The sequence below is a fragment of the Advenella sp. genome, from assembly GCF_052108595.1.
In the GTDB taxonomy this organism is placed as follows: domain Bacteria; phylum Pseudomonadota; class Gammaproteobacteria; order Burkholderiales; family Burkholderiaceae_B; genus Advenella.
In genome coordinates this window covers 20,292-45,217 of sequence record NZ_JBQEAU010000012.1, presented here as the reverse complement: position 1 = coordinate 45,217, position 24,926 = coordinate 20,292, and the positions used below count along the sequence as shown (strand labels likewise).

Here is a 24,926-nt window from a genome sequence, read left to right as displayed (position 1 = left end):
GCATTGGCGTTGCCTTTTTCGGCTTTTTCCTGAACATCGTGGAATGCATCAAATACCAGTAAGGTTTTCTTCAATGCTTCGGCAGCCATCGTGCCCAGTTTTTCGTTGTCCAGCAGATCAACGAGCGGGCTGATGTTGTAGCCGCCCAGCATGGTGCCGAGCAGTTCGGTGGCTTTTTCATCGGAAATCAGGGAACATTTTTCTGTACCAAAGGCGACGGCAGCCAGGTAAGACGCCTTGACTTTGGCCGCATCGTCAACACCGGCCGGTACGCGGTGGGTAATCAGATCAAGCAGAAAAGCCTCTTGCCCGGCTGGCGGCGTCTTGAGCAGCTCTATGAGTTCTGCCGTTTGCTTTGCCGAAAGAGGTAGCGGAGGGATGCCCAGCGCATCGCGTTCTGCGGCGTGCTGACGATAGGATTCCAACATGGTAAGACCCTTGAAATAGAGGAGGAGGGAAATGATTTTCGTCTATCATTATAAGGGTTTAGCGCTATATTAGCAAATGTCTTATATAAGACATAAGACTGAGCGCCACACTGCAGTAGATAACGAAACCCGTTACAATCTGCTTGCGCCCACAGCGGATTTTTCAATTCTGTGTCAGGCTCACAGGTGTCAGACGCGGTTTGCCGCCGCTCAACGAATCGTAAGGAAAAAAAATGGCCGGAACAAAGAAGTTCACACTCGCCGTTGGTACTATTGCTGTGGTCGCTGCGGCTGCCTGGTTTGGCGCCAATTACTACGCCAAAACCCAGATTGAGGAAAAACTCAACGCCTATCTGGTCGAAAACGACATCCAGAATAACGTGACCTGGGGCTCGCTGGACGCGTCCATACTGGGCAATGCCTCCCTGCATGAGGTCAAAGTGGTGCGCAAGGACGATCCGGCAAAGTTCTTTACCATCAAAAACGTCACGGTGCATGATCTGCAGACCAGCAGCGACGACAAGAAGGTGGATTTTGCCTTCTCCGGCCTGGCTGACGAAACCGGCAGCAGCCCGTTTCGCGCTGCGTTAATGGAAAAGGCAGGCCAGCTGGGCTATGACAGCCTGCCCTTGCTGGACGGGCGGATCAAGGGCACGCTGAACGAAAAACAAGATACGTCCGACTACGATGTCACCCTTAATCAGCCAGAGGTGGGCAATATCAACCTGGTGCTCAAGGCCGATAAAATCGTCGAGCTGGTCAACACCGTTCGTACCCGCGAAGAAGAGCTCAAATCCAATCCGCTGCTGCTGATCAGTGCGCTCTCGCCCGTCACCATACGGCTATTGAATATCAAGTTTGACGACGCCGGCCTGATGCCGCGCGTGGTAAAGGTGCAGCAGGGCGTGGCGCCGGTAGAGGGCCAGCCGACAGCGCAACAGAAAGAGGCGTTCGACGCCCGCCTGGCCAAATCGGAAAGCGACTGCCGTCAGCAGGCGCCTACCTTGGGGATCGCGGATCCCGAAGGCGTATGCACCGCAGTCAGCCGTTTCATGAAGAACGAGGCCAAGAGCCTGAGCGTGCTGGCCAGTCCCAACCCACCCTTGCAACTCATGACATTTGTCATGCAAACGCAGATGGGCAACCCCCAGGGCATTATCAAGGCAGTGCAGCAACTGAACCTGAAGGTCACCAACTGATACTCAGTCTTCGTCTGGCAAACTCCGTCAGGCAAATTCGATCAATGCATCGACGGCAATCACACCCAGGCCTTGCGGCCGGATCAAGATGGGGTTGATGTCAATGGATCGGATGCTGGCAGAATGGGTCATGGCAAACTTGCCCAGTTTGACGACCAGTTCGGCAAAGGCCTGCATATCTGCAGGGGGATCGCCGCGTACCCCTTGCAGCAATGGTGCAATCTGCAATGTGCATAGTTTGTCCATGACATCGCCCATGGAAAACGGCGAGATCAATACGAAGACGTCCTGCAGCGCTTCAATATATTTACCGCCCGTGCCTGCCATGATGACCGGCCCGAATACCGGATCCATATGCACGCCTGCGGCAAATTCAAATAGACCGTTTTCCATCGGTGCAACAACCCAGCGTTTGTCCCTGATACCCAGGTTTTCAAGCGTTGCCGACTGCGAGTTAAAAACTTCACGAATTTTCGCTTCCGAATCGATCGCCAACGCAACCAGGCCATGCTCTGACTTATGCGGTATTTTTTCCGAACATGCCTTGATGACAACCGGGTGCTTGCAGGTTTGCCAATAGGCAACAGCCTGGTGAGCGTCGGTGCAGCGTATATAGTCCACAACGGTAATACCCACGCTGGCGAGCATATCGAGACTATCTGCTTCACTCAGGATCGATCCTTTCCTGCCGAGCGCGATGGGTTTGTCTGCAATAGCCGACCAGTCGGTGGTTTTGCGCGTCAGGCTAGCGTGAAACCGATGAGCGGCAGCAAGCGTACTCATTGCCTGTTCTTCATCGTCAAAAACCGGAATATTCCTTTGCCTGAATGCCTGTGCGACGGCAGGTTGCCATGCCACCACCACCACCGGTTTTTGCGAATCTGACACAAAATTTTCGGTATCTTCGGCAAAGGTCGCAACATCATAGCCACGACCGGCGACGGGAATGTCGATGACGAAACTGTCTGCCTTTGGGTCATTGCCTATACACGAGAGCACCTGTCCGAAAAGCCGATTGTTTGACAATAGCGCCGCTGTGATGTCGACCGGATTGCGGGTCGTCGCAAAGGAGGACAGGTGCATGGACAGCTTGTCCTGGGTGCCGGCGGTCAGAGGTAGAACGCGCAGGCCGTTGTCTTCGGCTGCGTCTGCGGCCAGAACGCAACTGGCGCCGGAATTGCTCACGATCACGGTCTGCCTGCCGGCAGGCAGCGGGCTGCGCAAGATAAATTCGGCATAGCGCACCAGCTCATGAGGATCGCGAGCCCGCAGAATACCGTGTTGCTCAAAGAAAGCATCGATGGTGTTGTCCTGATTGGCCAGTGCCCCCGTGTGAGAGGCTGCCGCTTGTGCGCCCGATGGTGAATGGCCGGCCTTGATCGCGATAAGGGCAACGCCACGCCGTTTTGCCAGGGCAGCGACGGCAGCGAGTTCTTCCGCATTCTGGAGCGACTCCAGGTACATGAGAATCAATTTGATTTGACGATCGTGCAACGACGCCATGGCCAACTGACCTACGGTTATATCCGCTTCGTTGCCGGTGGCATGCACGTGGCGCACACCGATGCCCCTGTTACGCAGCAAACCGTAGATCATGGCGCTCATGCCGCCACTCTGGCTGATCACAGAGACAGGCCCGTCACCTGGTTCGATCTCCAGGAACATGGTGGAAAAACAGGCAATCGCGCCATTGCCGAAATTTGCCAATCCTTGTGAGTTGGGGCCAACGATACGCATGCCTTGTGCGCTCGCCAGGCCGGTCATGCGATCCTGCAAAAGCTTGCCTTGCGGGCCGGTCTCTGAAAATCCGGCTGTAATGACAATGGCAGCGGGCACGCCCAGTTTGCTGCATGCCTTGACCGCGTCGACCGCTGCTTCGCCGGCAACAGCTATGATGACCAGCTCCGGGACCTCGGGCAGATCCTGCACGGATCCCCAGGATTTTTCTCCCTGAATGATGTTACGGGTTGGATTGATCGGGTATATTTTTCCCTTGTATCCATGCTTTTTCATGTAATAAACCGGCCGCCCGCCAATCTTGTCCGGATTGTCGGAGGCGCCGATGATGGCAACCGAGGATGGATTGAGCAATGCCGCCAGGGAGGGATCACTTTGATATAGAAGTGTTGTCATTACGTGCCTTGTGTCAATTAACGGTTGCCCCGGAAGTGTTGACCACGTCTTTCCATTTGCTGATTTCTTCAGACAGATAAGTGGCAAACTGCGCGGGACTCAGCCACCGCGCGTCAAAGCCCTGGGCTGAAAAAGTCTGCTGGACTTGCCGATTCGCCAGCGTCGACTTTAATGCCGCACTCAATTTGTCAGTCACTTGTACTGGCGTTCCTTTTGGCGCCAACAGACCGTTCCATGCAGTAGCCGAGTAACCGGTAAGGCCGCTTTCGGCCACCGTGGGTACATCTGGCAGTACGGCTGACCGGCTTTGACCGGTCACAGCGAGCGCCTTGAGCTTCCCGTCTTTGATATAAGGCAAAGAGGATAAAAGGGTGTTGAACATGACATCGACCTGTCCCCCAATCAGGTCCGTCATGGCTGGCGCACTGCCTTTGTAGGGCACATGCACCATATTGATCCCGCTCATGGAGTTGAACAGCGCCGCAGACAGATGTGTGGACTGTCCGTTGCCGGATGAAGCAAAAGTGAGTTTTTTATCGGCTTTTTTAGCCAGGCGGACCAGGTCCTGGACATTGTCAGCGCCCAGATCGCTGCGGGTGACAATGACCAGGGGACCTTCGGTTAGCAGGGTAATCGGCGTAAAGCTCGCGCTGACGTCGTAATTGAGGGTCTTGAACAGCGATTTGTTTATTGCATGCGCCGTGGTGGCCAGCAACAAGGTATAGCCATCGGGTTTGCTCCTTGCAACCAGCTCCGCCCCAATATTGCCACCCGCGCCGGCCCGATTGTCGACCACAATTGTCTGCTCCAACTGCTCGCCCAGATTTTTGGCAACCACACGTGCAACGATGTCTGTGGGACCGCCGGGCGGGTAGGGCACAACCAGCGTAATGGGCTTTTGCGGCCATTCACTCTGCGCCATCACAGCGGCAGGCAGACAGAGTAAGGCGGCCAGTACGGCACGAAAATGCGTTTTTGCATTGGATGTTTTCATTGTCTCTTCCTTTCTATATGAATGATCCCGCTAGTGGTCAGGATTCTGTTTGTTCGTTTTGCTGATGCCGGCAGAACCGGATGAATTCGGTCGTGGATGCAGATTGCACGCTGCCGGTCACATGATCGCCTACCGTGAGCTCGGCATCTGCCTGTCCCATGACGGTTGGCCCTTCTTCAAGCGCAACCAGTACAATGCTGTATGGGGCCAGCGCACGCCAGTGCGCATCTGGCGCACGAGTGACGACCGAACAGGCTTTGACTATTCCCACACCGTTGCTTTGCAGATCGTGCAGTTGCGTGTTGCCGCAGGTAGCACATGCAAACGGGTGCAAAGACCAATTGCTGCCGCAACGGCTGCAGTGTTTCAGCATCAAGCAGCGTCCCGTCGTCATGCTGTTCCTCCCGTGGCCCGAAGGATCAGGCTGATATGCGAGGACAGGACACCTCCGTCCGCATGGATGAATGCCTGCTTTTTGCTTGCAATCTGTCTGTCCTTGGCCTGTCCTGCCATTTGCGTCCAGGTTTCGGCAATATGCGCCATGCCGCCCGCAACGCCTGAATGGCCGAACGAGAGCAGACCGCCATGGGTGTTCAGCGGTAATGGCCCATCTCTGGAATATCTTCCCTGTCGAACAGCATTGGCCGATTGCCCGCGTTGTGCAAACCCCAGTTCTTCCAGCAATATTGCGAGCGTGATGGTGAACGAATCGTAAATGCCCAGGTAATCAATGTCCTTGCGACTTATCTTTGCGTCTGCCAGGGCCCGTGTCGCGGCTGCTGCCGCGCCGGTATCGTAGATATCGCCAATTCTTGACAGATGCTGATGCTGATGAGCCTGACCTGCGCCCATGATTGCTACCGGGCCCGGCCTGGCGCTGACCAGAATGGCGCAGGCGCCATCTGAAATCGGGCAGCAGTCCAATAACTGCAATGGCGAAGAGATGGGTTTGGATTGCAGGACATCGTCGACAGTAATGGCGTTGCGCAGATGGGCATGGGGATGAGTTGAGGCATGGAGCCGCATGAGTACGGCAAATTCGGCCAGGTCGGCTTTTGTCAGCCCGGTCCTGTGCATGTATTCGGAAGCAAGTAAGGCGTAGTAGGTGGGCACCGAGGCCCCACAAGGCACCTCCAGATCTGCTTCGCCAACCTGTGCCAGCGTTTGCATGGACGAGTCCGTGCTTTGCCCCGAAAGCCGGTTCTCGCCGGCCACGACCAGGATATGCTGACATCTTCCAGACAGAACAAGTTCCCGCGCGAGCATAACCATGGCAGCGCCTGTTGCGCCACCCAGTTGCATTCCATGAGCATAGGCAGGATTGAGGCCCAGTTTTTCAGAAAGCAGTGTTGCCAGCATCAGATGGGGAAATGTCGTGGCATATCCGCATAGCACACCATCAATTTCCTGGCGTTCCATACCAGCCATTGCAAGGCAGTCGTTTGCTGCGTCGGCAAGTAGCGCTAATGTCGTAGCGTCGTCGTGCCTGCCAAATTTTGTCGTGACGGCCGACAGGATATGGGCTTGGGCGTTCATTTTTGCTTCCTTATCTGGCAGGAAAATGCGTTTTTTCAATCAATCTGGCTTCTTGTATCAGGTCGGCGGCAATACTGTCTTGTCTGCTCAATATGCGTTCCGATAATGAAGCCAGGCTCAAAGCAGCAATCGGGGTGCCGTCTGGCGCCCGGATGGCGACGCCGATTCCGCCCATTTGGTTGACCACAACATCACACAACACGGCATATTGCTGCTGGCGGCAAAGTGCGATGTGCGTTTTCAGCATGGACTGATTGAACATGGGATAGCGTTTGTCTATCTGTTCGTGAATGCATGGCAAATACATCTGTTGTTGCGCATCGCTCAGGGCTGCCAGCAACACCAGGCTTCCGGCACCTACGCCAAGCGGGCGACGGCTGCCGATCTCAAGGTAGTTGGCGCGTATCGGATAGTCGCCCAGGCAGGTATCCACGCATACCGACTCCCAGTTGCTTGGTATCGACAGGATCAGTGAGTCGCCATATTTTCTGGCCATGCGCACCAGCGCAGGGCGCGCCAGTGCGCGGATGTCCTGGCGCGCGACCATGGCATGATGCATTGCGTAAATTTCCCGACCCAGAGTGTATTCCTTGGTTTGTGGTTCCCTTTCCACGAAATCGAGTTTTTCCAGATCTTTCAGGATGCGCAGTACCGATGAAAGGTCCAGACCGGTGAAACGCGCGATATCGGTCAGCTTGCAAATGCGGCGATCTGACAAGCAGGACAGTATTCTGCAGATTTTTTCGGATGCGGATGTCATTGCGGTTGCCGTTGAGTCATGAAATTGAAGTCATATCACAGTTGTGGCATACCTTATTCCTCCCGTTGCCTGGTGTAAATGTGCATTGCACAAAACTTTTGCCAGGCAAAAGTTTGGCAACATATCAATAAAAATAAATAGAACGTTTGTTATATTTATTGACTTCATTACATATGCAATTTATATTGGGACCAGGAGACATCTATGAAAAATATGCTAAATCTGGATGGGAAAACCGTATTGATTACCGGCGCAGCCGGTGGGCTCGGGACGCATTTTTCTGAAACTCTTGGCGCGGCAGGTGCCCGGGTAGTGCTCTCGGGACGCCGCCAGGCGCCCTTGCAGGCGCTGTCTGCAAAACTCACTGAACTTGGAATCGAAAATCTGCCGGTGGTGATGGACGCTACCGATCCTGATTCGGTCAGCGGGGCATTCGATCAAATACACCGCGTGTTTGGCGTTGTCGATGTTGTCGTATGTAATGCAGGCCTGGGAATCAATAAGAAATCCCTGACATTGTCGGTTAGTGAATTCAGCGAGGTGATTGACGTCAACCTGAAGGGAAGCTGGATCGTTGCCAATGAAACGGCCAAGCGTCTGATCGCAGCCGACAGGCAAGGCAGTGTGATCATGATTACATCTATTCTCGGGCATCGTGTGGCCGGGGCGGTGCTGCCCTATACCACGTCAAAAGCGGCGCTTGAACAAATGACCAAAGCCCTTGCGTTGGAGTGGGCTCGCTATGGCATCCGCGTTAATGCACTGGCGCCGGGTTACATCCTGACCGACCTGAACCGGGATTTCTTCGAGTCGCAGGCTGGCAAGGCACTGATCGGCAGAATTCCACAGCGACGTCTGGGACAGCCGGATGACTTAACAGGCGCCTTGCTGCTGCTGGCGTCTGACGCATCAAACTATATGACTGGCAGCTGTATCGTTGTCGATGGCGGCCATTTGCAATCATCTTTATAGGGATAAAAAATTGGATTTCACTCTATCGGAAGAAACAGAACAGCTGCGCGTGAAAATCAGGCATTTTGTCGACGAAGTATTGATTCCGCTTGAAAAACAGCCGGATTCCTATGATGAACATGAAAATATCGCCCCTGCGCTGTTAAAGTCAGTCCAGCAACAAGCCCGCGCCCAGGGCCTGTGGTCATTGCAAATGCCGCTGGCCAGAGGCGGGCAGGGCCTGAGCATGGCGCAAATGGCGCCGTGTTACGAAGAGATGAATCGGTCCCTGTTCGGGCCGGTCGTGTTCAATTCGGCAGCACCGGATGATGGCAATATGATGGTGCTTGAAAAAGTCGCAACCGAAGCGCAGAAGACGCGGTGGCTGCAGCCGATTGTCGATGGCGCGGTCAGATCATCATTTGTCATGACAGAGCCGGCGCCCGGCAGCGGGTCCGATCCGTCCATGATGCAAACCACCGCAACCCGGGAGGGGAACGACTGGGTGATTCGGGGGCGCAAGCATTTTATTACCGGCGCCGGTGTGGCATCTCATTTCATCCTTATGGCAAGAACGTCGGATGACAGCCGCAAGGGCCTGACCGCCTTTTTGTTTCACCGGGATGACCCAGGCTGGGAAATCACTCGCCGGATTCCCATCATGGGGCCGGAGGAGCATGGCGGACATTGTGAGCTGATATTTGATGGCCTGCGGATTGCCGATGAGAATCGTTTGATGAACGTTGGCGATGGCTTGAAACTGACGCAAATCCGGCTCGGACCGGCCAGACTTACTCACTGTATGCGTTGGCTGGGGCTGGCCAAGCGCTCGATGGAAATTGCCACAGACTATGTTTCCCATCGAGAGTCCTTTGGCGCAAAGCTGGCAGAACGCGAAGGCGTGCAATGGCTGCTCGGTGAGGTCGCCATGGAAATACAGATCAGTCGCCTGCTGACCATGCATGCTGCCTGGAAGTTGGACCAGGGGGATTTTGCCCGCAAAGAGGTGTCCATGGCAAAAGTGGCAGTGGCTGATACCTTGCATAAAGCGGTTGATACGGCCATTCAGTTGTGCGGGGCCCGTGGCTACTCCAAGGATACGCCTCTGGAATGGATCTACCGCTATGCCCGACAGGCGCGTCTGGTCGATGGCGCCTCTGAAGTGCATAAAATGGTGTTGTCTAGAAACCTGCTGCTTGAAGGTAATGATTTCTGGCGCTGGGGTTAGCATGGATATGCAAGCGCTTTCCGGGAAAATTGCAGATGCGATAAAAGCATGGACGGATGCACGCACAGTAGCTGTGACGGATTTCAGAAAACTCTCGGGAGGCGCGATCCAGAATAATTACAGCATTTCGCTTGAAATGACTTCGGGCACACATCCGGGATCGCATCGGTTTGTTGTGCGCAGCGACGCGCCGTCCCAGATTGATGCCTCGCTCAGCCGGGAACAGGAGTTTGCCGTTCTGCGTTGCGCCTGCGAGGCAGGCGTGACAGCGCCGGAACCATTATGGCTTTGCACCGACACGTCATTGATCGGGCATGCTTTCTACGTGATGAGTTGCGCGCCAGGAACAGCCAACGGCCGGCAATTGATAAAGACGTTGACCCAGGAACAGGCCAAATCCCTGACCTACCGGCTGGGTCAGGAACTTGGTCGCTTGCATCGTGTCAGTCCCGACCATGCGCAACTGGATTTTTTGCCGGTTCCATCTGCGCCTGCTGCTCAAACTCGAATCGCCGAGTACCGACAGGCGCTCGATCGCATCGCACAGCCACATCCGGTGCTCGAATGGGCGCTGAACTGGCTGCAAGACCATGAGCCGGCTTCGTCGCCTCTGGTGCTGTGTCATTGCGATTTCAGAACCGGCAACTATATGGTGGAGCAGGGTGAACTGACTGCGGTGCTTGACTGGGAGTTTGCCGCCTGGAGCGACCCCTATGAAGATCTTGGCTGGCTGTGTGCGAAAAGCTGGCGCTTTGGGAATGTTGCCAAGGAAGTTGGCGGCGTGGGTGACAAGCCCGACCTCTTTTCCGGGTATACCTCTGTCACGGGTGAGCGGGTTGACGCACAAAAAGTTGGCTATTGGGAGGTCATGGCCATGGTGCGCTGGTCTGTTATCGCTCTGCAGCAGGGGCAGCGCCATGTGTCCGGAAAGGAAATATCGCTGGAGCTGGCCCTGACCGGACGCATGGTTCCGCAAATGGAATTGGATATTCTATCGCAGTGCCTGAATACGGAAAACCAACCTGATGCACATAACCTGCTAGTGACAGCACGTCAATTACTGTTAGATGAACTGGTGCCGGTGCTTGGCGAACAACATCGCTATGCAGCGCTCATGATTGCAAATGCCATGGGCATTGCCGCCAGGGAAATCAGGCCGCCAGTGTCTGAAGAAAACCTCACCAAGGCACTTGACTCTTTTCTGGCGGGGTTGGGTGCAGATGGCAATTGTCCGTCGGTCAGTGCCGAGGCGGTGCTGGCGCGGCTGATCCGACATCGGAAAATGCCGACAGATGCGCAGTCTTGTCAGGCCTTAACCGATTTGCTGCTCCAGCTTACCCGCAGCGAGCTGAGGATCAGCAATCCGAAATTCCTGAATACAAACTGAGGAAGCAGCGACGATGACCGACGTCTATCACAGTGATTTGGACAAAAATCCTGCCAATTATTCCAGTCTTTCCCCTGTCGATTTTCTATTGCGCTCGGCAACCGTCTTTCCTGGCAAGACGGCAGTGATCGATCAGCAGTCATACAGCTATTTGCAGTTATATAAACGGGTCGTGCGCATGGCATCGTCATTGTCAAAAATGGGCGTGGGCAGAAACGATACGGTATCCGTGCTCTGCTTCAATACCCTGGAGTTGCTCGAGACGCATTATTCTGTGCCGATGCTGGGCGCCGTGCTCAATACACTGAATACCCGGCAGGATGCTGCCTCCTTGCGCTATATCCTGGCGCATTGCGAATCCAGTGTGTTGATCTACGATACTGAGTTCGAATCGCTAGTCGCGCAGATTATTGATGATCTTGACAAGCCGCCGGCGCTGATTGCAATAGCCCGCGATGGCGGGCCTGCCCTCATACAGGGACATCAGCGCTATGAGGATCTGGTCAGTGCCGGCGATGACAGCTTTGTCTGGCAGAAGGTTCAGGACGAATGGGACCCGATTTCACTGAACTACACCTCTGGCACAACGGGCAACCCCAAGGGCGTCGTGTACCATCATCGGGGCGCCTGGCTGTCTGCCATGAGCAATGCCATGGCGTTGAACATGACGGCCGATAGCGTTTATCTGTGGACCTTGCCCATGTTCCACTGTAACGGCTGGTGCTATACCTGGGCAGTGACCGCCGTGGGCGGCACGCATGTCTGTTTGCGCAAAATCGATCCTGAGCAAATTCATCAAAAAATTGTTGACCATAAAGTGACCCATATGTGTGGCGCGCCGGTGGTGTTAAACATGATATTGAATGATTTCAGCCATCGGGGATGGACCATTCCGCTACCTACGCGTTTTGCGTTGGGTGGGGCAGCGCCCTCGGCGACGGTTGTGCGCAAGGGGCAGGAAGTCGGTTTTGATATTTGTCATTTGTATGGGCTGACCGAATCCTATGGTCCATCTGCTGTGTGTGTCTGGCAAAACGACTGGGAGACGCTGGATGCGGATGCGCTGGCAGAAAAAATGTCGCGCCAGGGGACAGGGTTGTATGGCATTGATACGCTTGTCGTGCTGGACCGTACTTCCGGAGAGCCGGTGCCTGCAGATGGTGTAACGCTCGGAGAGCTTGCGCTCAGGGGCAATACGGTCATGAAAGGCTATCTGAAGAATCCCGCCGGGACACGGCAAGCATTTGCAGGAGGCTGGTTTCGCACAGGCGATCTGGCCGTCATGCACCCTGACAATTATGTCGAGATCAAGGATCGGGCCAAGGACATTATTATTTCCGGAGGAGAGAATATATCCAGCAAAGAGATCGAGGACGTTCTTTACCGCCATCCAGACGTTTTCGAAGTCGCGGTTGTCGCGCTGCCGGACGAAAAATGGGGAGAGGTGCCTTGCGCTTTCATTACATTGAAAGATGAAGACAGTGACCGCGATCCGGCTGCGTTCATCCGGTATTGCTCGCAGCACATGGCGTCGTTCAAGGTACCCAAAAAAATTGTATTGGGGCAGTTGCCGAAAACGGCAACGGGAAAAATCCGAAAGAATATACTTCGGGACTTGGCACGAGAGACTGGCGATGACAGACTACCGCCTGGAGCAATGCCGCAATAGCTGTTGAATCGGGTATTGTGTCGCTACCTGGAATTGTTCCTACCCAGCCCTTGGTAATCCTGTAATGAAAACTGATTTTGAAAACTTTAAAGAAGAGCTGAGCTTGACCAAGGCGGAGATATGCCGTCAGCTTTATGTCCAACACACCGACATGATCCGGATAAAGAAAGAACATGTGGCCGTCAAGAATCTGATCAGGATTATTGATTCGACCCTGCGTCTGGCGTCCACGAAGGGATTTCACGCAATGACCCTCAGAGACCTGTGTGCAGATTCCGGATTCAGTATCGGTGGCTTGTACGCTTATATTCGCAATAAAAATGATTTGCTGGTTTTGATTCAGGGGCACGGGTTTATGCTGACTCGCAGTACCCTGCGCAAGAGTATTGGTGATATAAGCGACCCGTTTGAGCGATTGCGTGCTGCCGTCTCGGCCCATCTCTTTTTAAGCGAAATTATGCTGCCCTGGTTTTACTTTTCATTTATGGAAGTAAAAAGCCTGCCCAAGGCGCAAATGAAAACGGCGATCGCGGTCGAACAGGAAATCGAAGACATTTTCTTTGACATTATCGACAATGGGGTGCGCCAGGGCGTTTTCAGAAACGATAATCCCAGGCTTCTAGCGTCTATGATAAAGGCGATGATGCAGGACTGGTATCTGAAGCGACGCAAGCATCGCAATCAGTCGATCACCGTGAGTCAATATGCAGATTTCATGATCGATATGCTGGCCTGCAGTCTGAAGGTGGCGCCGCGTTCCTGAACGGATCGCAGCGATCACTTGCCGCCCTTTGAATCAGGCTCGAAGCGGCTGCAGTTCCGGATGGCGCTGGAAATAGCCTGCCGTATAGCTGCAGACCGGATTGATTTTCCAGCCCTTATCGCGCGCCAGGTCCAGGGCAAACTCGGTCAGTCGGCCCGCAATGCCTCGCCCGCCGACAGCATCGGGCACAATCGTGTGCAGTATATGCATGACCTGGGCCTGCAGCCGATAGTCAATGTAGCACAGGCTGTTTTCAACGGTGGCTTCGATACGGCCCGCTTCGGGCCTGTGGGTGATCTGCAAGGTCATCGGCAATCCTTTTTTATGGGCGGTCGTGAGCGCTGTGGTGCTGCGACGGCGTAGCGGGTTTTACTGTTTGGCCGTAAGCATCAAGCCCCAGAATATAATCATCAACACAATACCCAACAGGCATGCGCCCCACAGGCCGAGCAACGGCCAGCGAATGCGCAGCGGAACAGTTTTGGGGTTGACATGCGCCAGCAGGATATTGGCGTGGCCGGCAAGCCATACCGTGCTGTTGGGCAGAAATAGACGCAAAAAATAATCCAGCAAAATCGCCCCCCTGATCCCCAGCGGATAGCGGTTAAACGGTTGTTGCGTCAGATAGGGGTGTTTAAGCAGGGCATTGGTCTCCTTGAGCGAGACAAATGCCAGATACAAAATAGAGGCAACGGCGATAACAAGACAGGCGACCAGCAAGCTCAGGATAAACGGCAGCGCCGTCGCGATATAAGGATGAAACATGGCAGGCAAATGGGATGACAAAAAGTGAATGACGAATCTATTAATAGTAAGCGAATTTGCCGGTAAGCAGGGTATGCAGGTGGCCCATTGGTGATATTTCCTGCTGGCGCAGCGTGTTCGCCAAATGATACCCGCCTGCCGGGGCGGCCTCAGGCGGCAGGAACAGCAGCAAAAACGGCATCCCGAAGGATGCCGTGAGCGAGGCCTGTGCTCACCGGGCGCCGCAGGGTGGGAAGGCGCCTTGCCGCAGTTTATCGTCCCGGTGCGCGAACCAGTTTAAATGACATACATGTCCACATATTCGTGGACCGGCATGGCTTCGAGGGTTTTCTGATCCAGCGAGACAGCCAGGATGTTCTCCTGTTGCTTGCCTGGAAACACCCGTGCCAGGTTGATACGGAATTTGGCTTCCAGCAGCGGGATGCCGTCTTTACGGCGGCGCTTGTGGCCTATCGGGTATTCACAGACCACTTCATCCAGCTTGCTGCCGTCGTTGAACTCAATCGTCAGGGCATTGGCGATAGAGCGTTGTTCAGGATCATGATAGTCATGCGTGAATGCAGGATCCTCGACACATTCGATTTTCTCGCGCAATGCGTCAATGCGCGGGTCGGCAGCGATGCCATCTTCGTAGTCGCCGGCAGTGAGGCGACCGAACAGCACGGGCACGGCGACCATGTACTGAATGCAGTGATCGCGATCGGCCGGATTGTTCAGCGGCCCTTTCTTGTCGATGATACGGATACACGCTTCGTGGGTACGGATCGTGATTTTCTTGATATCGTCGGCGGTCTTGCCGGCGGCTTTGAGCTGATCATGAATCTGCATGGCGCATTCAACGGCGGTCTGCGCGTGAAATTCAGCCGGGAACGAGATCTTGAACAGCACGTTTTCCATGACGTAACTGCCATAGGGGCGCTGGAATTTGAACGGCTGCCCTTTGAACAGCACATCATAAAAGCCCCAGGCTTTTGCCGTCAGGACCGATGGATAACCCATCTCGCCTGTTTTGGCGATCAATGCCAGGCGTACGGCGCGGCTGGTGGCGTCGCCGGCAGCCCAGGATTTGCGGCTGCCGGCATTGGGGGCGTGGCGATAGGTGCGAAGGCTTTGACCATCCACCCAGGCCAGCGAGACGGCGTTGATGATTTCGTCGCGAGTCAGGCCGAGCATTTGCGCAACCACGGCCGTCGACGCCACTTTGACCAGAACGACATGGTCCAGGCCCACTTTGTTGAACGAATTTTCAAGTGCAATGCACCCCTGGATTTCGTGAGCCTTGATCATGCCTGTGAGCACTTCACGCATGGTCAGCGGCGTCTTGCCAGCAGCCACTGCATTGCGTGAGAGCCAGTCAGCCGTAGCCAGAATGCCGCCCAGGTTGTCCGATGGGTGGCCCCATTCTGCGGCAAGCCAAGTGTCATTAAAGTCGAGCCAGCGTATCATGGTGCCGATATTGAATGCAGCCTGTACCGGGTCCAGCGCAAATTGCGTGCCCGGCACCTTGGCGCCATTGGGTACCGTGGTGCCGGGCACGATGGGCCCCAGCAGCTTGCGGCATGCCGGGTATTCAAGCGCTTCCAGGCCGCAGCCCAGCGTATCGATCAGGCAGTTGCGAGCAGTTTCATACGCAATATCGCTGCTGATTTCATAATTGACAACGTAGTCGACAATATCGACAAGTACCTGATCGGGCTCAGGACGAACATTTGAAATATGGCTGGACATATGGCGACCTGTAAAGCAAGATGAATAATTCGATTGTGATTATTTGCGTTTGGACAGCGGCACGAATTTCTGATCGTCCGGACCGGTGTAGTTGGCGGTTGGCCGGATGATCTTGTTGTCGATGCGTTGTTCAATAATGTGAGCTGACCAGCCTGCTGTGCGCGCGATGACGAACAGCGGGGTAAACATCGACGTGGGAATGCCCATCATGTGGTAGGATACCGCTGAGAACCAGTCCAGGTTCGGAAACATTTTTTTGATGTCCATCATCACTGTTTCCAGTCTTTCGGCAATATCGAACATTTTGGTGGTGCCCGCATTCTGGGACAGTTTTTTTGCCACCCGCTTGATCACGACATTGCGCGGGTCGGATATGGTGTACACCGGGTGACCGAATCCGATAATCACCTCCTTGTTTTCTACACGCTTGCGGATATCGGCTTCAGCCTCGTCAGGCGTGTCATAGCGTTTCTGCACTTCAAAAGCCACTTCGTTGGCGCCGCCATGTTTTGGACCGCGCAGCGCGCCGATGGCGCCGGTGATCGCAGAAAACATATCCGAACCCGTGCCGGCAACGACACGTCCCGTAAATGTAGAGGCATTGAATTCATGCTCTGCATACAGGATCAGCGACGTGTGCATGGCGCGAACCCATTCTTTGGACGGCGTCTGGCCATGCAGCAGATGCAGGAAATGTCCGCCGATGCTGTCGTCGTCCGTCTGCACATCGACGATGCGGCCGTTATGGCTGAAGTGATACCAGTAGAGCAGGGCAGAGCCCAGGCTGGCCATCAGCCGGTCGGCGATATCGCGGGCGTCAGCCAGGTTGTGATCGTCCTTCTCCGGCAGGGTGCAGCCCAGGACCGAAACGGCAGTTCGCATGACATCCATCGGATGACTATGGGCGGGCAGCGATTCAAGCACTGTTTGCAGGTTGGCCGGCAGGCCACGATAACGTTTGAGCTTCTGTTTGTAGGCGGTCAGTTCAGCCTGTGTAGGCAGTTTGCCATGGATCAGCAGGTGAGCGATCTCTTCAAATTCACTGGAGTCGGCCAGATCAAGAATGTCATAACCCCGGTAATTCAGGTCGTTACCGCTGCGGCCGACCGTGCAAATGGCCGTGTTGCCCGCTACAACGCCGGACAGGGCGACCGATTTTTTCGGTTTGAAACCGGCAGAATTGTCTGCGGTAGCCGCTGCGGCGGGTGCGCTGGCGGTTTTGCTGGCTTTTGCTGGCTTGGTAGCTTTTGTAGACATGGTGTTATCTCCTGACTAATTGAAGTGTTATTTTTTGCTGGCGAACAGGGCGTCAAGTTTCTGTTCAAAATCGTGGTAGCCGATGCGATCATAAAGTTCATCGCGCGTCTGCATCTGGTCGATGACATTTTTCTGGTGACCATCGCGGCGGATGGTGGTGTAGACGTTCTCTGCCGCCTTGTTCATGGCGCGGAAAGCCGACAGTGGATACAGTACCATACCCACGCCGACGCTGCCGAGTTCTTCTACGGTAAATAGCGGCGTCTGGCCGAACTCGGTAATGTTTGCCAGCAGCGGCACGCTGATGGCGCTGGCGAATTTTTCATAGGTGGGCAGGTCATAGACCGCTTCGGCAAAGATACCATCGGCGCCGGCCTCAACGCATTGGATGGCGCGCTCGATGGCGGCGTCAACGCCGTCAACGGCAATGGCATCGGTACGGGCAATAATGAAAAATTCGCTATCGGTTCTGGCGTCTGTGGCTGCCTTGACGCGATCGACCATTTCGCCGGTGGTAACAATTTCTTTTCCCGGACGATGGCCGCAGCGCTTGGCGCCGACCTGGTCTTCAATGTGGCAGGCGCCGGCGCCAAACTTGATCAGGCTTTTTACGGTGCGTGCAATATTGAATGCCGAAGGTCCGAAACCGGTGTCGATGTCGACCACCAGGGGGTATCGCACACATCGGTAAGGCGACGAACATCGATGAGCACGTCATCCAGTGTGTTGATGCCCAGATCCGGCAGGCCCAAGGAACCCGCGGCAACGCCGCCGCCGGACAGGTAGATGGCTTTGAAGCCGGCGCGTCTGGCCAGCAGGGCATGATTGGCGTTGATGGCGCCGATAATCTGTAGTGGTTTTTCTTCGGACAGGGCCTGGCGAAAGCGGGCGCCTGCGGACGCAATGGTTGACATACGGTCTCCGGATAGAAATGATATGCAGATCATTATCTGCGCATTTGCGGCCGAACACCGTCCTTCAGAAGATCATTGTCACCGGCTTTGGAGCGCTTTCGTGTTTGGGTCGCGGTACGATTAAAAAAATAGCCACGACACCGTGGCTATTTGTGTATCAATGGATCAACCCAGCAGATCGGCTACGCCGTCGCGCTCTTCGAGCAGCTCGTTAAGGGTAAAGTCCATGCGTTCACGGGAAAATGCGTTGATTTCCAGGTCTTTGACAACCGTGTATTCACCGTTTTCCGTAATGACTGGCACGCCGTAGATAATGCCTTCGGGAATGCCATAAGAGCCGTCGGACGCTACACCCATGGTGACCCATTTGCCGTTGCTGCCCAGGACCCAGTCACGGACGTGATCAATGGCTGCATTGGCTGCTGACGCAGCAGACGACAGGCCACGAGCTTCAATGATGGCGGCACCGCGTTTACCCACGGTAGGGATGAACGTGTCTTTGTTCCAGGCATCGTCGTTGATGAGTTTTTCCAGGCCTTCTCCACCAACGGTGGCAAAGCGGATGTCAGGGTACATGGTGGGAGAGTGATTGCCCCAGACCACCAGTTTTTCGATATCCTTGACTGCCTTGCCGGATTTTTGCGCCAATTGGGTAAGCGCACGGTTGTGGTCCAGGCGCAGCATTGCGGTGAAGTTCTTCGCGGGCAGATCCGGCGCAGATTTCATGGCAATATAGGCGTTGGTATTGGCAGGGTTGCCGACAACCAGCACTTTCACGTTACGGCTGGCCACTTCATTCAGGGCCTTGCCCTGTGCTGTGAAAATCTGGGCATTGACCTTGAGCAGATCTTTGCGCTCCATGCCGGGGCCGCGTGGACGTGCGCCAACCAGCAGGGCGATATCGGCATCTTTGAATGCGGTCTTGGGGTCGCTGTGAGCGGTAATTTCCTGCAGCAAAGGAAAGGCGCAGTCATCCAGTTCCATGATGACCCCTTTGAGGGCCTTTTGCGCTTTTTCGTCGGGGATTTCCAGCAGTTGCAGAATAACAGGTTGGTCTTTACCGAGCATCTCGCCTGATGCAATGCGGAAAAGCAAAGCGTAGCCGATCTGACCGGCGGCGCCCGTGACGGCGACGCGTACGGCGGGTTTGGACATAGGGATCTCCAATAAAATAAGGGAAAAAAACGAGTGTATTTGAAGTGATTTTAACGCTAAAGCTTAGTAGAAATCTGCGGTATCGTCAAATTGTCTTATAACTTATATCTTATATAAGAATAGACAATTCTGCTTGCAATATGAGATAATAAACAGGTTTTAATTTGTTCACAGAACATGTCTGAAATCCCAACCCCCTCGTTGAAATCGTCTGCTGCGGCATTCAGCCCTTTGTACAAACAGATCAAAGACCTGCTGGTCCACAGTTTGCATGAAGGCGAATGGAAGCCGGGTGAGAGCATCCCCAGCGAACTTGAACTGGCAGCACGCTTTCAGGTTAGCCAGGGCACAGTGCGCAAGGCAATTGACGAGCTGGCGGCCGAGAATCTGCTGATTCGTCGTCAGGGCAAGGGAACATTTGTTGCTACGCACCATGAAGCGCAGGTTCGCTATCGTTTTTTAAGGTTAAAATCCGATAGCGAAGGAAATGCGGCGCGTGCCCAAAGTGTCTATCTGCAGTGCAGTCGCCAGCGTGCGACGCAGGATGTGGCCCGTGTGCTTTTGCTACGCGGCAGCGACTCGGTGATTTATATCCGGCGAATCATGTCCTTTGGTGCGGTTCCCACGGTGCTTGATGAAATCTGGCTCCCAGGAGAGGGATTCAAGGGGCTGAGCATTGAAAGGCTTCAGGCAATGAACGGTCCGCTATACGGGTTTTTCGAGACGGAATTCGGTGTAAACATGGTTCGCGCCGATGAAAAACTCAAGGCCGTGGCCTGTGACGCCGAAACCGCCGAGCTGCTCAAAGTCGAGCAAGGTACGCCGCTGCTGCAGGTTAATCGCGTTTCCTACACCTATGGGGACAGGCCCATGGAGATTCGCCGCGGTTTATATGTTACAGAACATTATCATTATCGAAATGGTTTAAACTAATTCGATCAGAAAGTGCGGGGACCGGACAGCGGTTCTTCGCCTTTTTACGTGCGTTTTTTATTTTTAATTTGTTGTAGTTTGTTTCCTAGAGGCCGTTATGTCAGACACCCCGTCAAAACAGCGCCCGCAATATCGTAATATTGATATTGCCCAGATTACAAAATACCACCTGCCGGCTGCTGGCAAAGTGTCTATTTTGCATCGAATCAGTGGCGCTCTGCTTTTTCTCAGTCTTCCCATCATTCTGATCCCGCTTTTTGCAGCCAGCGTGGCTTCGCCGGAAAGTTTTGCATCGTTGGGCAGTGGGGCGGGTGGTTTCATTCTCAAGCTGATCCTGCTGGTTTTGCTGTGGGGCTTCATGCATCATCTGTGCGCAGGCATCCGTTATCTGGTTCTTGATCTGCATATCGGTATCGACAAGGTCTCGGCACAGAAAAGCGCCGCTGTGGTAATGGGAGTCAGCCTGGCGCTGACCCTGGTGTTCGCCGTTAAAATGTTTGGAGCGATCTGATGGCCAAGGAACTGGTAGGTACTAAGCGGCTGGTTGTGGGTGCCGGCTACGGTATCAAGGATTTCATCGTGCAGCGTATTACAGCCGTGATTCTGGCTGTGTATTCAGTCATTTTCCTGATTGCAGCGCTGTTTACCCCCATTAACTACGAATCCTGGAAGGGTTTCTTTACGTTCTCCTGTTGGGGCCTGCCCGTCGGGCAGATTGCCGCAACGCTGGCTTTTTTCTCGCTTGCCTGGCATGCGTGGATCGGCGTGCGCGATATCTGGATGGATTACGTCAAACCCGTAGGTGTCCGACTGACGTTGCAGGTGCTCACTATCCTGTGGCTGATTGCCGCCGTCCTGTATTTCGCAAAAATTGTCTGGAGTTTATAAGCCGTGGTCGCTATCAATTCATCATTACCGCGCCGCCAGTTTGATGTAGTGGTTGTAGGTGCCGGCGGGTCCGGTATGCGCTGCTCCCTTCAATTGGCTCAGGCCGGATTATCCGTCGCCGTCCTTTCCAAGGTTTTTCCAACCCGTTCCCATACGGTAGCCGCGCAGGGCGGTATCGGTGCTTCGCTGGGCAATATGAGCGAAGACAACTGGTACTGGCATATGTACGATACCGTCAAGGGATCCGACTGGCTGGGCGACCAGGATGCCATCGAGTTCATGTGCCGTCAGGCGCCCAATGCCGTTTACGAACTCGAACACTTTGGCATGCCGTTCGACCGTAATGCCAATGGCACCATCTACCAGCGTCCTTTTGGTGGTCACACCGCCAACTTCGGCGAAAAGCCCGTACAGCGCGCCTGTGCCGCAGCTGATCGTACCGGACACGCGCTACTGCATACCTTGTATCAGCGAAACGTTGCCGCGCGCACCCAGTTCTTCGTTGAATGGATGGCGCTGGATCTGCTGCGCAACGAGGCCGGCGATGTCGTGGGTGTCACCGCGCTCGAAATGGAAACCGGTGAAATCTATATTCTGGAAGCCAAGGCTGTCGTGCTGGCTACCGGTGGTGCCGGTCGCATCTGGCAGGCTTCCACCAATGCCTTCATCAATACCGGCGATGGCCTGGGCATGGCTGCCCGCGCCGGCATCTGTCTGCAGGACATGGAATTCTGGCAATTTCACCCCACCGGCGTAGCCGGCGCCGGCGTACTCATTACCGAAGGGGTGCGCGGCGAAGGCGGTATCCTGTTGAACAAGGATGGCGAGCGGTTCATGGAGCGTTATGCGCCAACCCTGAAAGATCTGGCGCCGCGCGATTTTGTGTCGCGCTCAATGGATCAGGAAATCAAGGAAGGCCGCGGTTGTGGTCCTGATGGCAGCTACGTGGTACTCAAACTGGATCACCTTGGCGCAGATGTCATTAACAAACGCCTGCCTTCCATTCGCGAGATTGCCATCAAGTTCGGCAACGTGGATCCGATCAAGGAACCTATTCCCGTGGTGCCTACCATCCATTATCAGATGGGCGGCATTCCGGCCAACTATCATGGCGAAGTGGTTACCTGGGAAAACGGCGAAGAGAAAATCGTTAACGGCCTGTATGCGATTGGCGAATGCGCTGCCGTCTCCGTGCACGGCGCCAACCGCCTGGGCACCAACTCGCTGCTGGACCTGGTGGTCTTTGGTCGTGCAGCAGGCAACCGGATTGTAGAGTCGCATCTGGAGCGCCAGATGTCGCATCAGGATCTGCCAAAGGCATCGCTGGACTTCTCACTGTCACGCGTTAATGAACTGGAATCGCGTACGAACGGTGAAAAAGTACAGGACGTGGGCAACAGCATTCGCGCGTCCATGCAGCGTCACTGCGGTGTGTTCCGTACCCTCGAATTGCTCAAAGAAGGTGTCGGCCAGATAGACGAACTGGCCGAACAGGCCAAGCACGTCAAGTTTGATGACAAATCCAAAGTCTTCAACACGGCGCGCGTCGAAGCCCTGGAACTGGCCAATATGACTGAAGTGGCGCGTGCCACGATCCAGTCGGCAGCGAATCGTACAGAAAGCCGCGGCGCACATGCCTTGAATGATCACCCTGAGCGTGACGACGTGAACTGGCTCAAGCATACATTGTGGCATTCTGCGGATAACCGCCTGGAGTACAAACCAGTGCATATGAAGCCGCTGACCGTCGAGTCGTTCCCTCCAAAAGCACGTACATTCTAAGCAGAGTATTATGAGCACAAAACGTATCATGAAATTCGAGATTTATCGCTACGATCCTGACAAGGACGAGCGTCCCTACATGCAGAAACTGGAAGTGGAACTGGAACCGACAGACAAGATGCTGCTCGACGCCATTATCCGCATCAAGAATGACGTTGATGATAGTGTGGCCATCCGCCGTTCCTGCCGCGAAGGCGTATGTGGCTCCGACGCCATGAACATCAATGGCCGAAACGGTCTGGCATGCACGACCAATCTGAACGAGCTCAAAGAGCCGATTGTTCTGCGCCCATTGCCCGGTCTGCCGGTCATTCGCGATCTGATCGTCGATATGACGCACTTCTTTAACCAGTATCACTCCGTGCGCCCGTATCTGGTCAACGATACGCCGCCGCCGGAAAAAGAACGCCTGCAATCGCCCGAAGCCCGCGAAGAACTCGACGGTCTGTATGAATGCATTCTGTGCGCATGCTGCTCCACGTCCTGTCCTTCATTCTGGTGGAATCCTGACAAATTTGTCGGCCCTGCCGGATTGCTTCAGGCTTACCGGTTTATTGCAGACAGTCGCGACGAGGATACCAATGCCCGTCTTGACAATCTGAATGACCCATACCGTTTGTTCCGTTGCCATACCATTATGAATTGCGCCGATGTATGTCCGAAAGGACTGAATCCGACCAAGGCAATTGGCAAAATCAAGGAACTGATGGTTCGTCGTGCGGTCTGATCAAAGATGACCACACTAACCGAACTGGAACGGGCGCGTCTTCGCTGGCGTGCCCGCCGGGGACTGCTTGAAAACGATCTGATCATTACCAAATTTCTGGATCGTTATGAACAGGAGTTGACTGACGAGGATGTCTCGTCACTCACCCAGCTTTTTGAACTTGATGACAACAGTCTGCTTGATATTCTTCTTGACCGCGCCAATCCGGAAGGTATCTATGATACGCCTAATATACAACGCCTTATCGACTTGATGCGGCAGGGATAGCAGGCAGACCGAAGTCTGGTTTTTTCTTAAGGATGTTAAATGAACCTCTCTGACAAGAAAGCGATTCTGAGCTTTTCAGATGATTCTACGAAGATTGAGCTGCCTATTTACAAGGGCACGGTAGGACCGGATGTAATTGACATCCGCAAGCTGTACAGCCAGACCGACATGTTTACCTATGATCCCGGCTTCATGTCCACAGCGGCCTGCGAATCGGCCATTACCTATATTGACGGTGAAAAAGGCGAATTGCTGTACCGTGGATTCCCTATAGAGCAACTGGCAGTCAAGTGCAGTTTCCTGGATATCTGCTACCTGGTCCTGAACGGCGAGTTGCCCAACTCAGCACAGAAAGAAGAGTTTGACCAGACAGTAACGCATCACACAATGGTCAACGAGCAGCTGCATTTTTTCCTGCGTGGCTTTCGCCGTGACGCCCACCCGATGGCTGTGCTGACCGGCCTGGTTGGTGCGCTGTCTGCGTTCTATCATGATTCTACAGATATTAACAACCCTGAGCATCGTCACATTTCAGCTATTCGTCTGATCGCGAAAATGCCGACGCTGGTGGCCATGGCATACAAATATTCTTTGGGCCAGCCTTATATCTATCCACAGAATAACCTGTCCTACACAGGCAACTTCCTGCGCATGATGTTCGCTACGCCTTGCGAAGAATACAAAGTCAACGATGTGGTAGAGCGTGCGCTTGACCGCATTTTCATTCTGCATGCCGATCACGAGCAGAATGCGTCTACGTCGACTGTGCGGCTTTGCGGTTCTTCAGGCACCGATCCGTTTGCGGCGATTGCTGCCGGCGTGGCTTGCCTGTGGGGCCCCGCTCATGGTGGCGCCAACGAAGCCTGCCTGAACATGCTGGAAGACCTGCAAGCTAACGGCGGTATCGACAAAGTGGGCGAGTTCATGGAAAAAGTGAAGGACAAAAACTCAGGCGTGCGTCTGATGGGTTTTGGCCATCGCGTATACAAGAACTACGATCCTCGCGCCAAACTGATGCAGGAGACCTGCAAGGAAGTGCTCGAATCACTGGGTCTGCAAGACGATCCATTGTTCAAGCTGGCGATGGAAGTCGAACGTATCGCCCTGGAAGATCCTTACTTCGTCGAGCGCAAGCTGTACCCGAACGTCGATTTCTACTCAGGTATCGTGCAGCGCGCCATCGGCATTCCCACATCGCTGTTCACCGCGATTTTTGCGCTGGCTCGTACAGTGGGCTGGATTGCGCAGTGGAACGAAATGTTGTCTGATCCTGATTACAAAATCGGCCGCCCACGCCAGTTGTATACCGGCTACTCGGCTCGTGATGTTGGCAATATCGAGACCCGCAAATAATTCTTGCGTGTTGCTTGTCGAAAAAAACCGCAGATATTCGGTCTGCGGTTTTTTTTCGTCTGTCTGTTTGTGTTCGTTCCGCTGTCGCTCATCTTATGCGTTTTGCTCT

23 protein-coding genes and 2 pseudogenes are annotated in these 24,926 nt (G+C 54.3%); 13 read left to right on the top strand and 12 right to left on the bottom strand.

Going from position 1 to position 24,926, the window contains the following annotated elements; translation table 11 throughout:
- Positions 1-428, bottom strand: a pseudogene (locus ACTIKR_RS03835) (aconitate hydratase); the annotation flags it as partial.
- 233 nt (positions 429-661) lie between these two features.
- Between ACTIKR_RS03835 and ACTIKR_RS03830 the strand changes: the two are divergent.
- Complete coding sequence (locus tag ACTIKR_RS03830) at positions 662-1,627, top strand: DUF3139 domain-containing protein (RefSeq protein ID WP_193088662.1); 966 nt, start codon at positions 662-664, stop codon at positions 1,625-1,627.
- A gap of 27 nt (positions 1,628-1,654) precedes the next feature.
- Here ACTIKR_RS03830 and ACTIKR_RS03825 read toward each other — a convergent pair whose 3' ends face one another.
- The 5 genes from ACTIKR_RS03825 to ACTIKR_RS03805 form a co-directional block, all read right to left on the bottom strand.
- Complete coding sequence (locus ACTIKR_RS03825) at positions 1,655-3,760, bottom strand: acetate--CoA ligase family protein (RefSeq protein WP_442327190.1); 2,106 nt, start codon at positions 3,758-3,760, stop codon at positions 1,655-1,657.
- A gap of 13 nt (positions 3,761-3,773) precedes the next feature.
- Positions 3,774-4,754, bottom strand: a complete 981-nt coding sequence (locus ACTIKR_RS03820) for a tripartite tricarboxylate transporter substrate binding protein (protein ID WP_442327189.1) — start codon at positions 4,752-4,754, stop codon at positions 3,774-3,776.
- A 37-nt stretch (positions 4,755-4,791) separates the two neighbouring features.
- Positions 4,792-5,025, bottom strand: coding sequence for an OB-fold domain-containing protein (locus ACTIKR_RS03815; protein ID WP_442327188.1), 234 nt, complete (start codon positions 5,023-5,025; stop codon positions 4,792-4,794).
- Positions 5,026-5,144: 119 nt separating this feature from the next.
- On the bottom strand, positions 5,145-6,290 hold the full coding sequence (locus ACTIKR_RS03810) for a thiolase family protein (protein ID WP_193088658.1): 1,146 nt from the start codon (positions 6,288-6,290) through the stop codon (positions 5,145-5,147).
- Positions 6,291-6,300: 10 nt separating this feature from the next.
- A complete protein-coding gene (locus tag ACTIKR_RS03805; RefSeq protein WP_442327187.1) occupies positions 6,301-7,050 on the bottom strand; it encodes an IclR family transcriptional regulator in 750 nt (249 codons plus the stop codon).
- Positions 7,051-7,254: 204 nt separating this feature from the next.
- Here ACTIKR_RS03805 and ACTIKR_RS03800 point away from each other — a divergent pair, with 204 nt between their 5' ends.
- From ACTIKR_RS03800 to ACTIKR_RS03780, 5 genes are all read left to right on the top strand, one after another.
- The gene (locus tag ACTIKR_RS03800; protein ID WP_442327186.1) at positions 7,255-8,022 is read left to right on the top strand and encodes an SDR family NAD(P)-dependent oxidoreductase; all 768 of its coding nucleotides are present in this window, start codon (positions 7,255-7,257) and stop codon (positions 8,020-8,022) included.
- A 10-nt stretch (positions 8,023-8,032) separates the two neighbouring features.
- On the top strand, positions 8,033-9,229 hold the full coding sequence (locus ACTIKR_RS03795) for an acyl-CoA dehydrogenase family protein (protein ID WP_442327185.1): 1,197 nt from the start codon (positions 8,033-8,035) through the stop codon (positions 9,227-9,229).
- A 1-nt stretch (position 9,230) separates the two neighbouring features.
- Positions 9,231-10,616 carry a phosphotransferase family protein gene (locus ACTIKR_RS03790; protein WP_442327184.1) on the top strand — a complete coding sequence of 462 codons (1,386 nt, stop codon included), beginning with the start codon at positions 9,231-9,233 and terminating at the stop codon, positions 10,614-10,616.
- 13 nt (positions 10,617-10,629) lie between these two features.
- Positions 10,630-12,285 carry an AMP-binding protein gene (locus ACTIKR_RS03785; protein ID WP_442327183.1) on the top strand — a complete coding sequence of 552 codons (1,656 nt, stop codon included), beginning with the start codon at positions 10,630-10,632 and terminating at the stop codon, positions 12,283-12,285.
- 64 nt (positions 12,286-12,349) lie between these two features.
- Positions 12,350-13,048 (top strand): TetR/AcrR family transcriptional regulator, encoded by a 699-nt coding sequence (locus tag ACTIKR_RS03780; RefSeq protein ID WP_193088651.1) that lies wholly within the window; start codon positions 12,350-12,352, stop codon positions 13,046-13,048.
- Positions 13,049-13,081: 33 nt separating this feature from the next.
- Here the strand turns inward: ACTIKR_RS03780 and ACTIKR_RS03775 are convergent, their stop codons facing one another.
- From ACTIKR_RS03775 to ACTIKR_RS03750, 6 genes and pseudogenes are all read right to left on the bottom strand, one after another.
- Complete coding sequence (locus ACTIKR_RS03775; RefSeq protein ID WP_442327182.1) at positions 13,082-13,357, bottom strand: GNAT family N-acetyltransferase; 276 nt, start codon at positions 13,355-13,357, stop codon at positions 13,082-13,084.
- A gap of 60 nt (positions 13,358-13,417) precedes the next feature.
- The gene (locus tag ACTIKR_RS03770; protein WP_226816869.1) at positions 13,418-13,813 is read right to left on the bottom strand and encodes a hypothetical protein; all 396 of its coding nucleotides are present in this window, start codon (positions 13,811-13,813) and stop codon (positions 13,418-13,420) included.
- Positions 13,814-14,089: 276 nt separating this feature from the next.
- Positions 14,090-15,541, bottom strand: a complete 1,452-nt coding sequence (locus tag ACTIKR_RS03765) for a bifunctional 2-methylcitrate dehydratase/aconitate hydratase (RefSeq protein WP_442327181.1) — start codon at positions 15,539-15,541, stop codon at positions 14,090-14,092.
- Between the two features lie 39 nt (positions 15,542-15,580).
- Positions 15,581-16,798 (bottom strand): bifunctional 2-methylcitrate synthase/citrate synthase, encoded by a 1,218-nt coding sequence (gene prpC, locus ACTIKR_RS03760; RefSeq protein ID WP_193088648.1) that lies wholly within the window; start codon positions 16,796-16,798, stop codon positions 15,581-15,583.
- A gap of 27 nt (positions 16,799-16,825) precedes the next feature.
- Positions 16,826-17,712 (bottom strand): annotated as a pseudogene (gene prpB, locus ACTIKR_RS03755) (methylisocitrate lyase).
- A gap of 165 nt (positions 17,713-17,877) precedes the next feature.
- Positions 17,878-18,867, bottom strand: a complete 990-nt coding sequence (locus ACTIKR_RS03750; protein ID WP_193088646.1) for a malate dehydrogenase — start codon at positions 18,865-18,867, stop codon at positions 17,878-17,880.
- A 177-nt stretch (positions 18,868-19,044) separates the two neighbouring features.
- Here ACTIKR_RS03750 and ACTIKR_RS03745 point away from each other — a divergent pair, with 177 nt between their 5' ends.
- The 7 genes from ACTIKR_RS03745 (at position 19,045) to ACTIKR_RS03715 (ending at position 24,817) form a co-directional block, all read left to right on the top strand.
- Positions 19,045-19,800: a GntR family transcriptional regulator gene (locus tag ACTIKR_RS03745; protein ID WP_193088645.1), complete on the top strand. Its 756-nt coding sequence runs from the start codon at positions 19,045-19,047 to the stop codon at positions 19,798-19,800.
- Between the two features lie 97 nt (positions 19,801-19,897).
- On the top strand, positions 19,898-20,311 hold the full coding sequence (sdhC, locus tag ACTIKR_RS03740; RefSeq protein WP_193088644.1) for a succinate dehydrogenase, cytochrome b556 subunit: 414 nt from the start codon (positions 19,898-19,900) through the stop codon (positions 20,309-20,311).
- The gene (gene sdhD, locus ACTIKR_RS03735) at positions 20,311-20,688 is read left to right on the top strand and encodes a succinate dehydrogenase, hydrophobic membrane anchor protein (RefSeq protein WP_042070070.1); all 378 of its coding nucleotides are present in this window, start codon (positions 20,311-20,313) and stop codon (positions 20,686-20,688) included. Before sdhC ends, sdhD begins: the two co-directional genes overlap by 1 nt.
- Before the next feature lie 3 nt (positions 20,689-20,691).
- A complete protein-coding gene (sdhA, locus tag ACTIKR_RS03730) occupies positions 20,692-22,470 on the top strand; it encodes a succinate dehydrogenase flavoprotein subunit (RefSeq protein ID WP_193088643.1) in 1,779 nt (592 codons plus the stop codon).
- 10 nt (positions 22,471-22,480) lie between these two features.
- Complete coding sequence (locus ACTIKR_RS03725; RefSeq protein ID WP_193088642.1) at positions 22,481-23,197, top strand: succinate dehydrogenase iron-sulfur subunit; 717 nt, start codon at positions 22,481-22,483, stop codon at positions 23,195-23,197.
- Positions 23,198-23,203: 6 nt separating this feature from the next.
- Positions 23,204-23,464: an FAD assembly factor SdhE gene (locus tag ACTIKR_RS03720; RefSeq protein WP_193088641.1), complete on the top strand. Its 261-nt coding sequence runs from the start codon at positions 23,204-23,206 to the stop codon at positions 23,462-23,464.
- A gap of 39 nt (positions 23,465-23,503) precedes the next feature.
- Positions 23,504-24,817 (top strand): citrate synthase, encoded by a 1,314-nt coding sequence (locus tag ACTIKR_RS03715; RefSeq protein WP_193088640.1) that lies wholly within the window; start codon positions 23,504-23,506, stop codon positions 24,815-24,817.
- The last annotated feature ends 109 nt before the right edge of the window (positions 24,818-24,926 follow it).

Excerpts from the sequence above, each read along its gene's own strand:
- ACTIKR_RS03830 (WP_193088662.1), top strand. The coding sequence starts at position 662 with ATGGCCGGAACAAAGAAGTTCACACTCGCCGTTGGTACTATTGCTGTG.
- ACTIKR_RS03785 (WP_442327183.1), top strand. The coding sequence starts at position 10,630 with ATGACCGACGTCTATCACAGTGATTTGGACAAAAATCCTGCCAATTAT.
- ACTIKR_RS03750 (WP_193088646.1), bottom strand. The coding sequence starts at position 18,867 with ATGTCCAAACCCGCCGTACGCGTCGCCGTCACGGGCGCCGCCGGTCAG.
- ACTIKR_RS03725 (WP_193088642.1), top strand. The coding sequence starts at position 22,481 with ATGAGCACAAAACGTATCATGAAATTCGAGATTTATCGCTACGATCCT.
- sdhC (WP_193088644.1), top strand. The coding sequence starts at position 19,898 with ATGTCAGACACCCCGTCAAAACAGCGCCCGCAATATCGTAATATTGAT.
- ACTIKR_RS03790 (WP_442327184.1), top strand. The coding sequence starts at position 9,231 with ATGGATATGCAAGCGCTTTCCGGGAAAATTGCAGATGCGATAAAAGCA.
- ACTIKR_RS03770 (WP_226816869.1), bottom strand. The coding sequence starts at position 13,813 with ATGTTTCATCCTTATATCGCGACGGCGCTGCCGTTTATCCTGAGCTTG.
- ACTIKR_RS03745 (WP_193088645.1), top strand. The coding sequence starts at position 19,045 with ATGTCTGAAATCCCAACCCCCTCGTTGAAATCGTCTGCTGCGGCATTC.
- sdhD (WP_042070070.1), top strand. The coding sequence starts at position 20,311 with ATGGCCAAGGAACTGGTAGGTACTAAGCGGCTGGTTGTGGGTGCCGGC.
- ACTIKR_RS03825 (WP_442327190.1), bottom strand. The coding sequence starts at position 3,760 with ATGACAACACTTCTATATCAAAGTGATCCCTCCCTGGCGGCATTGCTC.
- ACTIKR_RS03805 (WP_442327187.1), bottom strand. The coding sequence starts at position 7,050 with ATGACATCCGCATCCGAAAAAATCTGCAGAATACTGTCCTGCTTGTCA.
- ACTIKR_RS03765 (WP_442327181.1), bottom strand. The coding sequence starts at position 15,541 with ATGTCCAGCCATATTTCAAATGTTCGTCCTGAGCCCGATCAGGTACTT.
- ACTIKR_RS03820 (WP_442327189.1), bottom strand. The coding sequence starts at position 4,754 with ATGAAAACATCCAATGCAAAAACGCATTTTCGTGCCGTACTGGCCGCC.
- ACTIKR_RS03720 (WP_193088641.1), top strand. The coding sequence starts at position 23,204 with ATGACCACACTAACCGAACTGGAACGGGCGCGTCTTCGCTGGCGTGCC.
- ACTIKR_RS03715 (WP_193088640.1), top strand. The coding sequence starts at position 23,504 with ATGAACCTCTCTGACAAGAAAGCGATTCTGAGCTTTTCAGATGATTCT.
- ACTIKR_RS03780 (WP_193088651.1), top strand. The coding sequence starts at position 12,350 with ATGAAAACTGATTTTGAAAACTTTAAAGAAGAGCTGAGCTTGACCAAG.
- ACTIKR_RS03800 (WP_442327186.1), top strand. The coding sequence starts at position 7,255 with ATGAAAAATATGCTAAATCTGGATGGGAAAACCGTATTGATTACCGGC.
- prpC (WP_193088648.1), bottom strand. The coding sequence starts at position 16,798 with ATGTCTACAAAAGCTACCAAGCCAGCAAAAGCCAGCAAAACCGCCAGC.
- ACTIKR_RS03810 (WP_193088658.1), bottom strand. The coding sequence starts at position 6,290 with ATGAACGCCCAAGCCCATATCCTGTCGGCCGTCACGACAAAATTTGGC.
- ACTIKR_RS03775 (WP_442327182.1), bottom strand. The coding sequence starts at position 13,357 with ATGACCTTGCAGATCACCCACAGGCCCGAAGCGGGCCGTATCGAAGCC.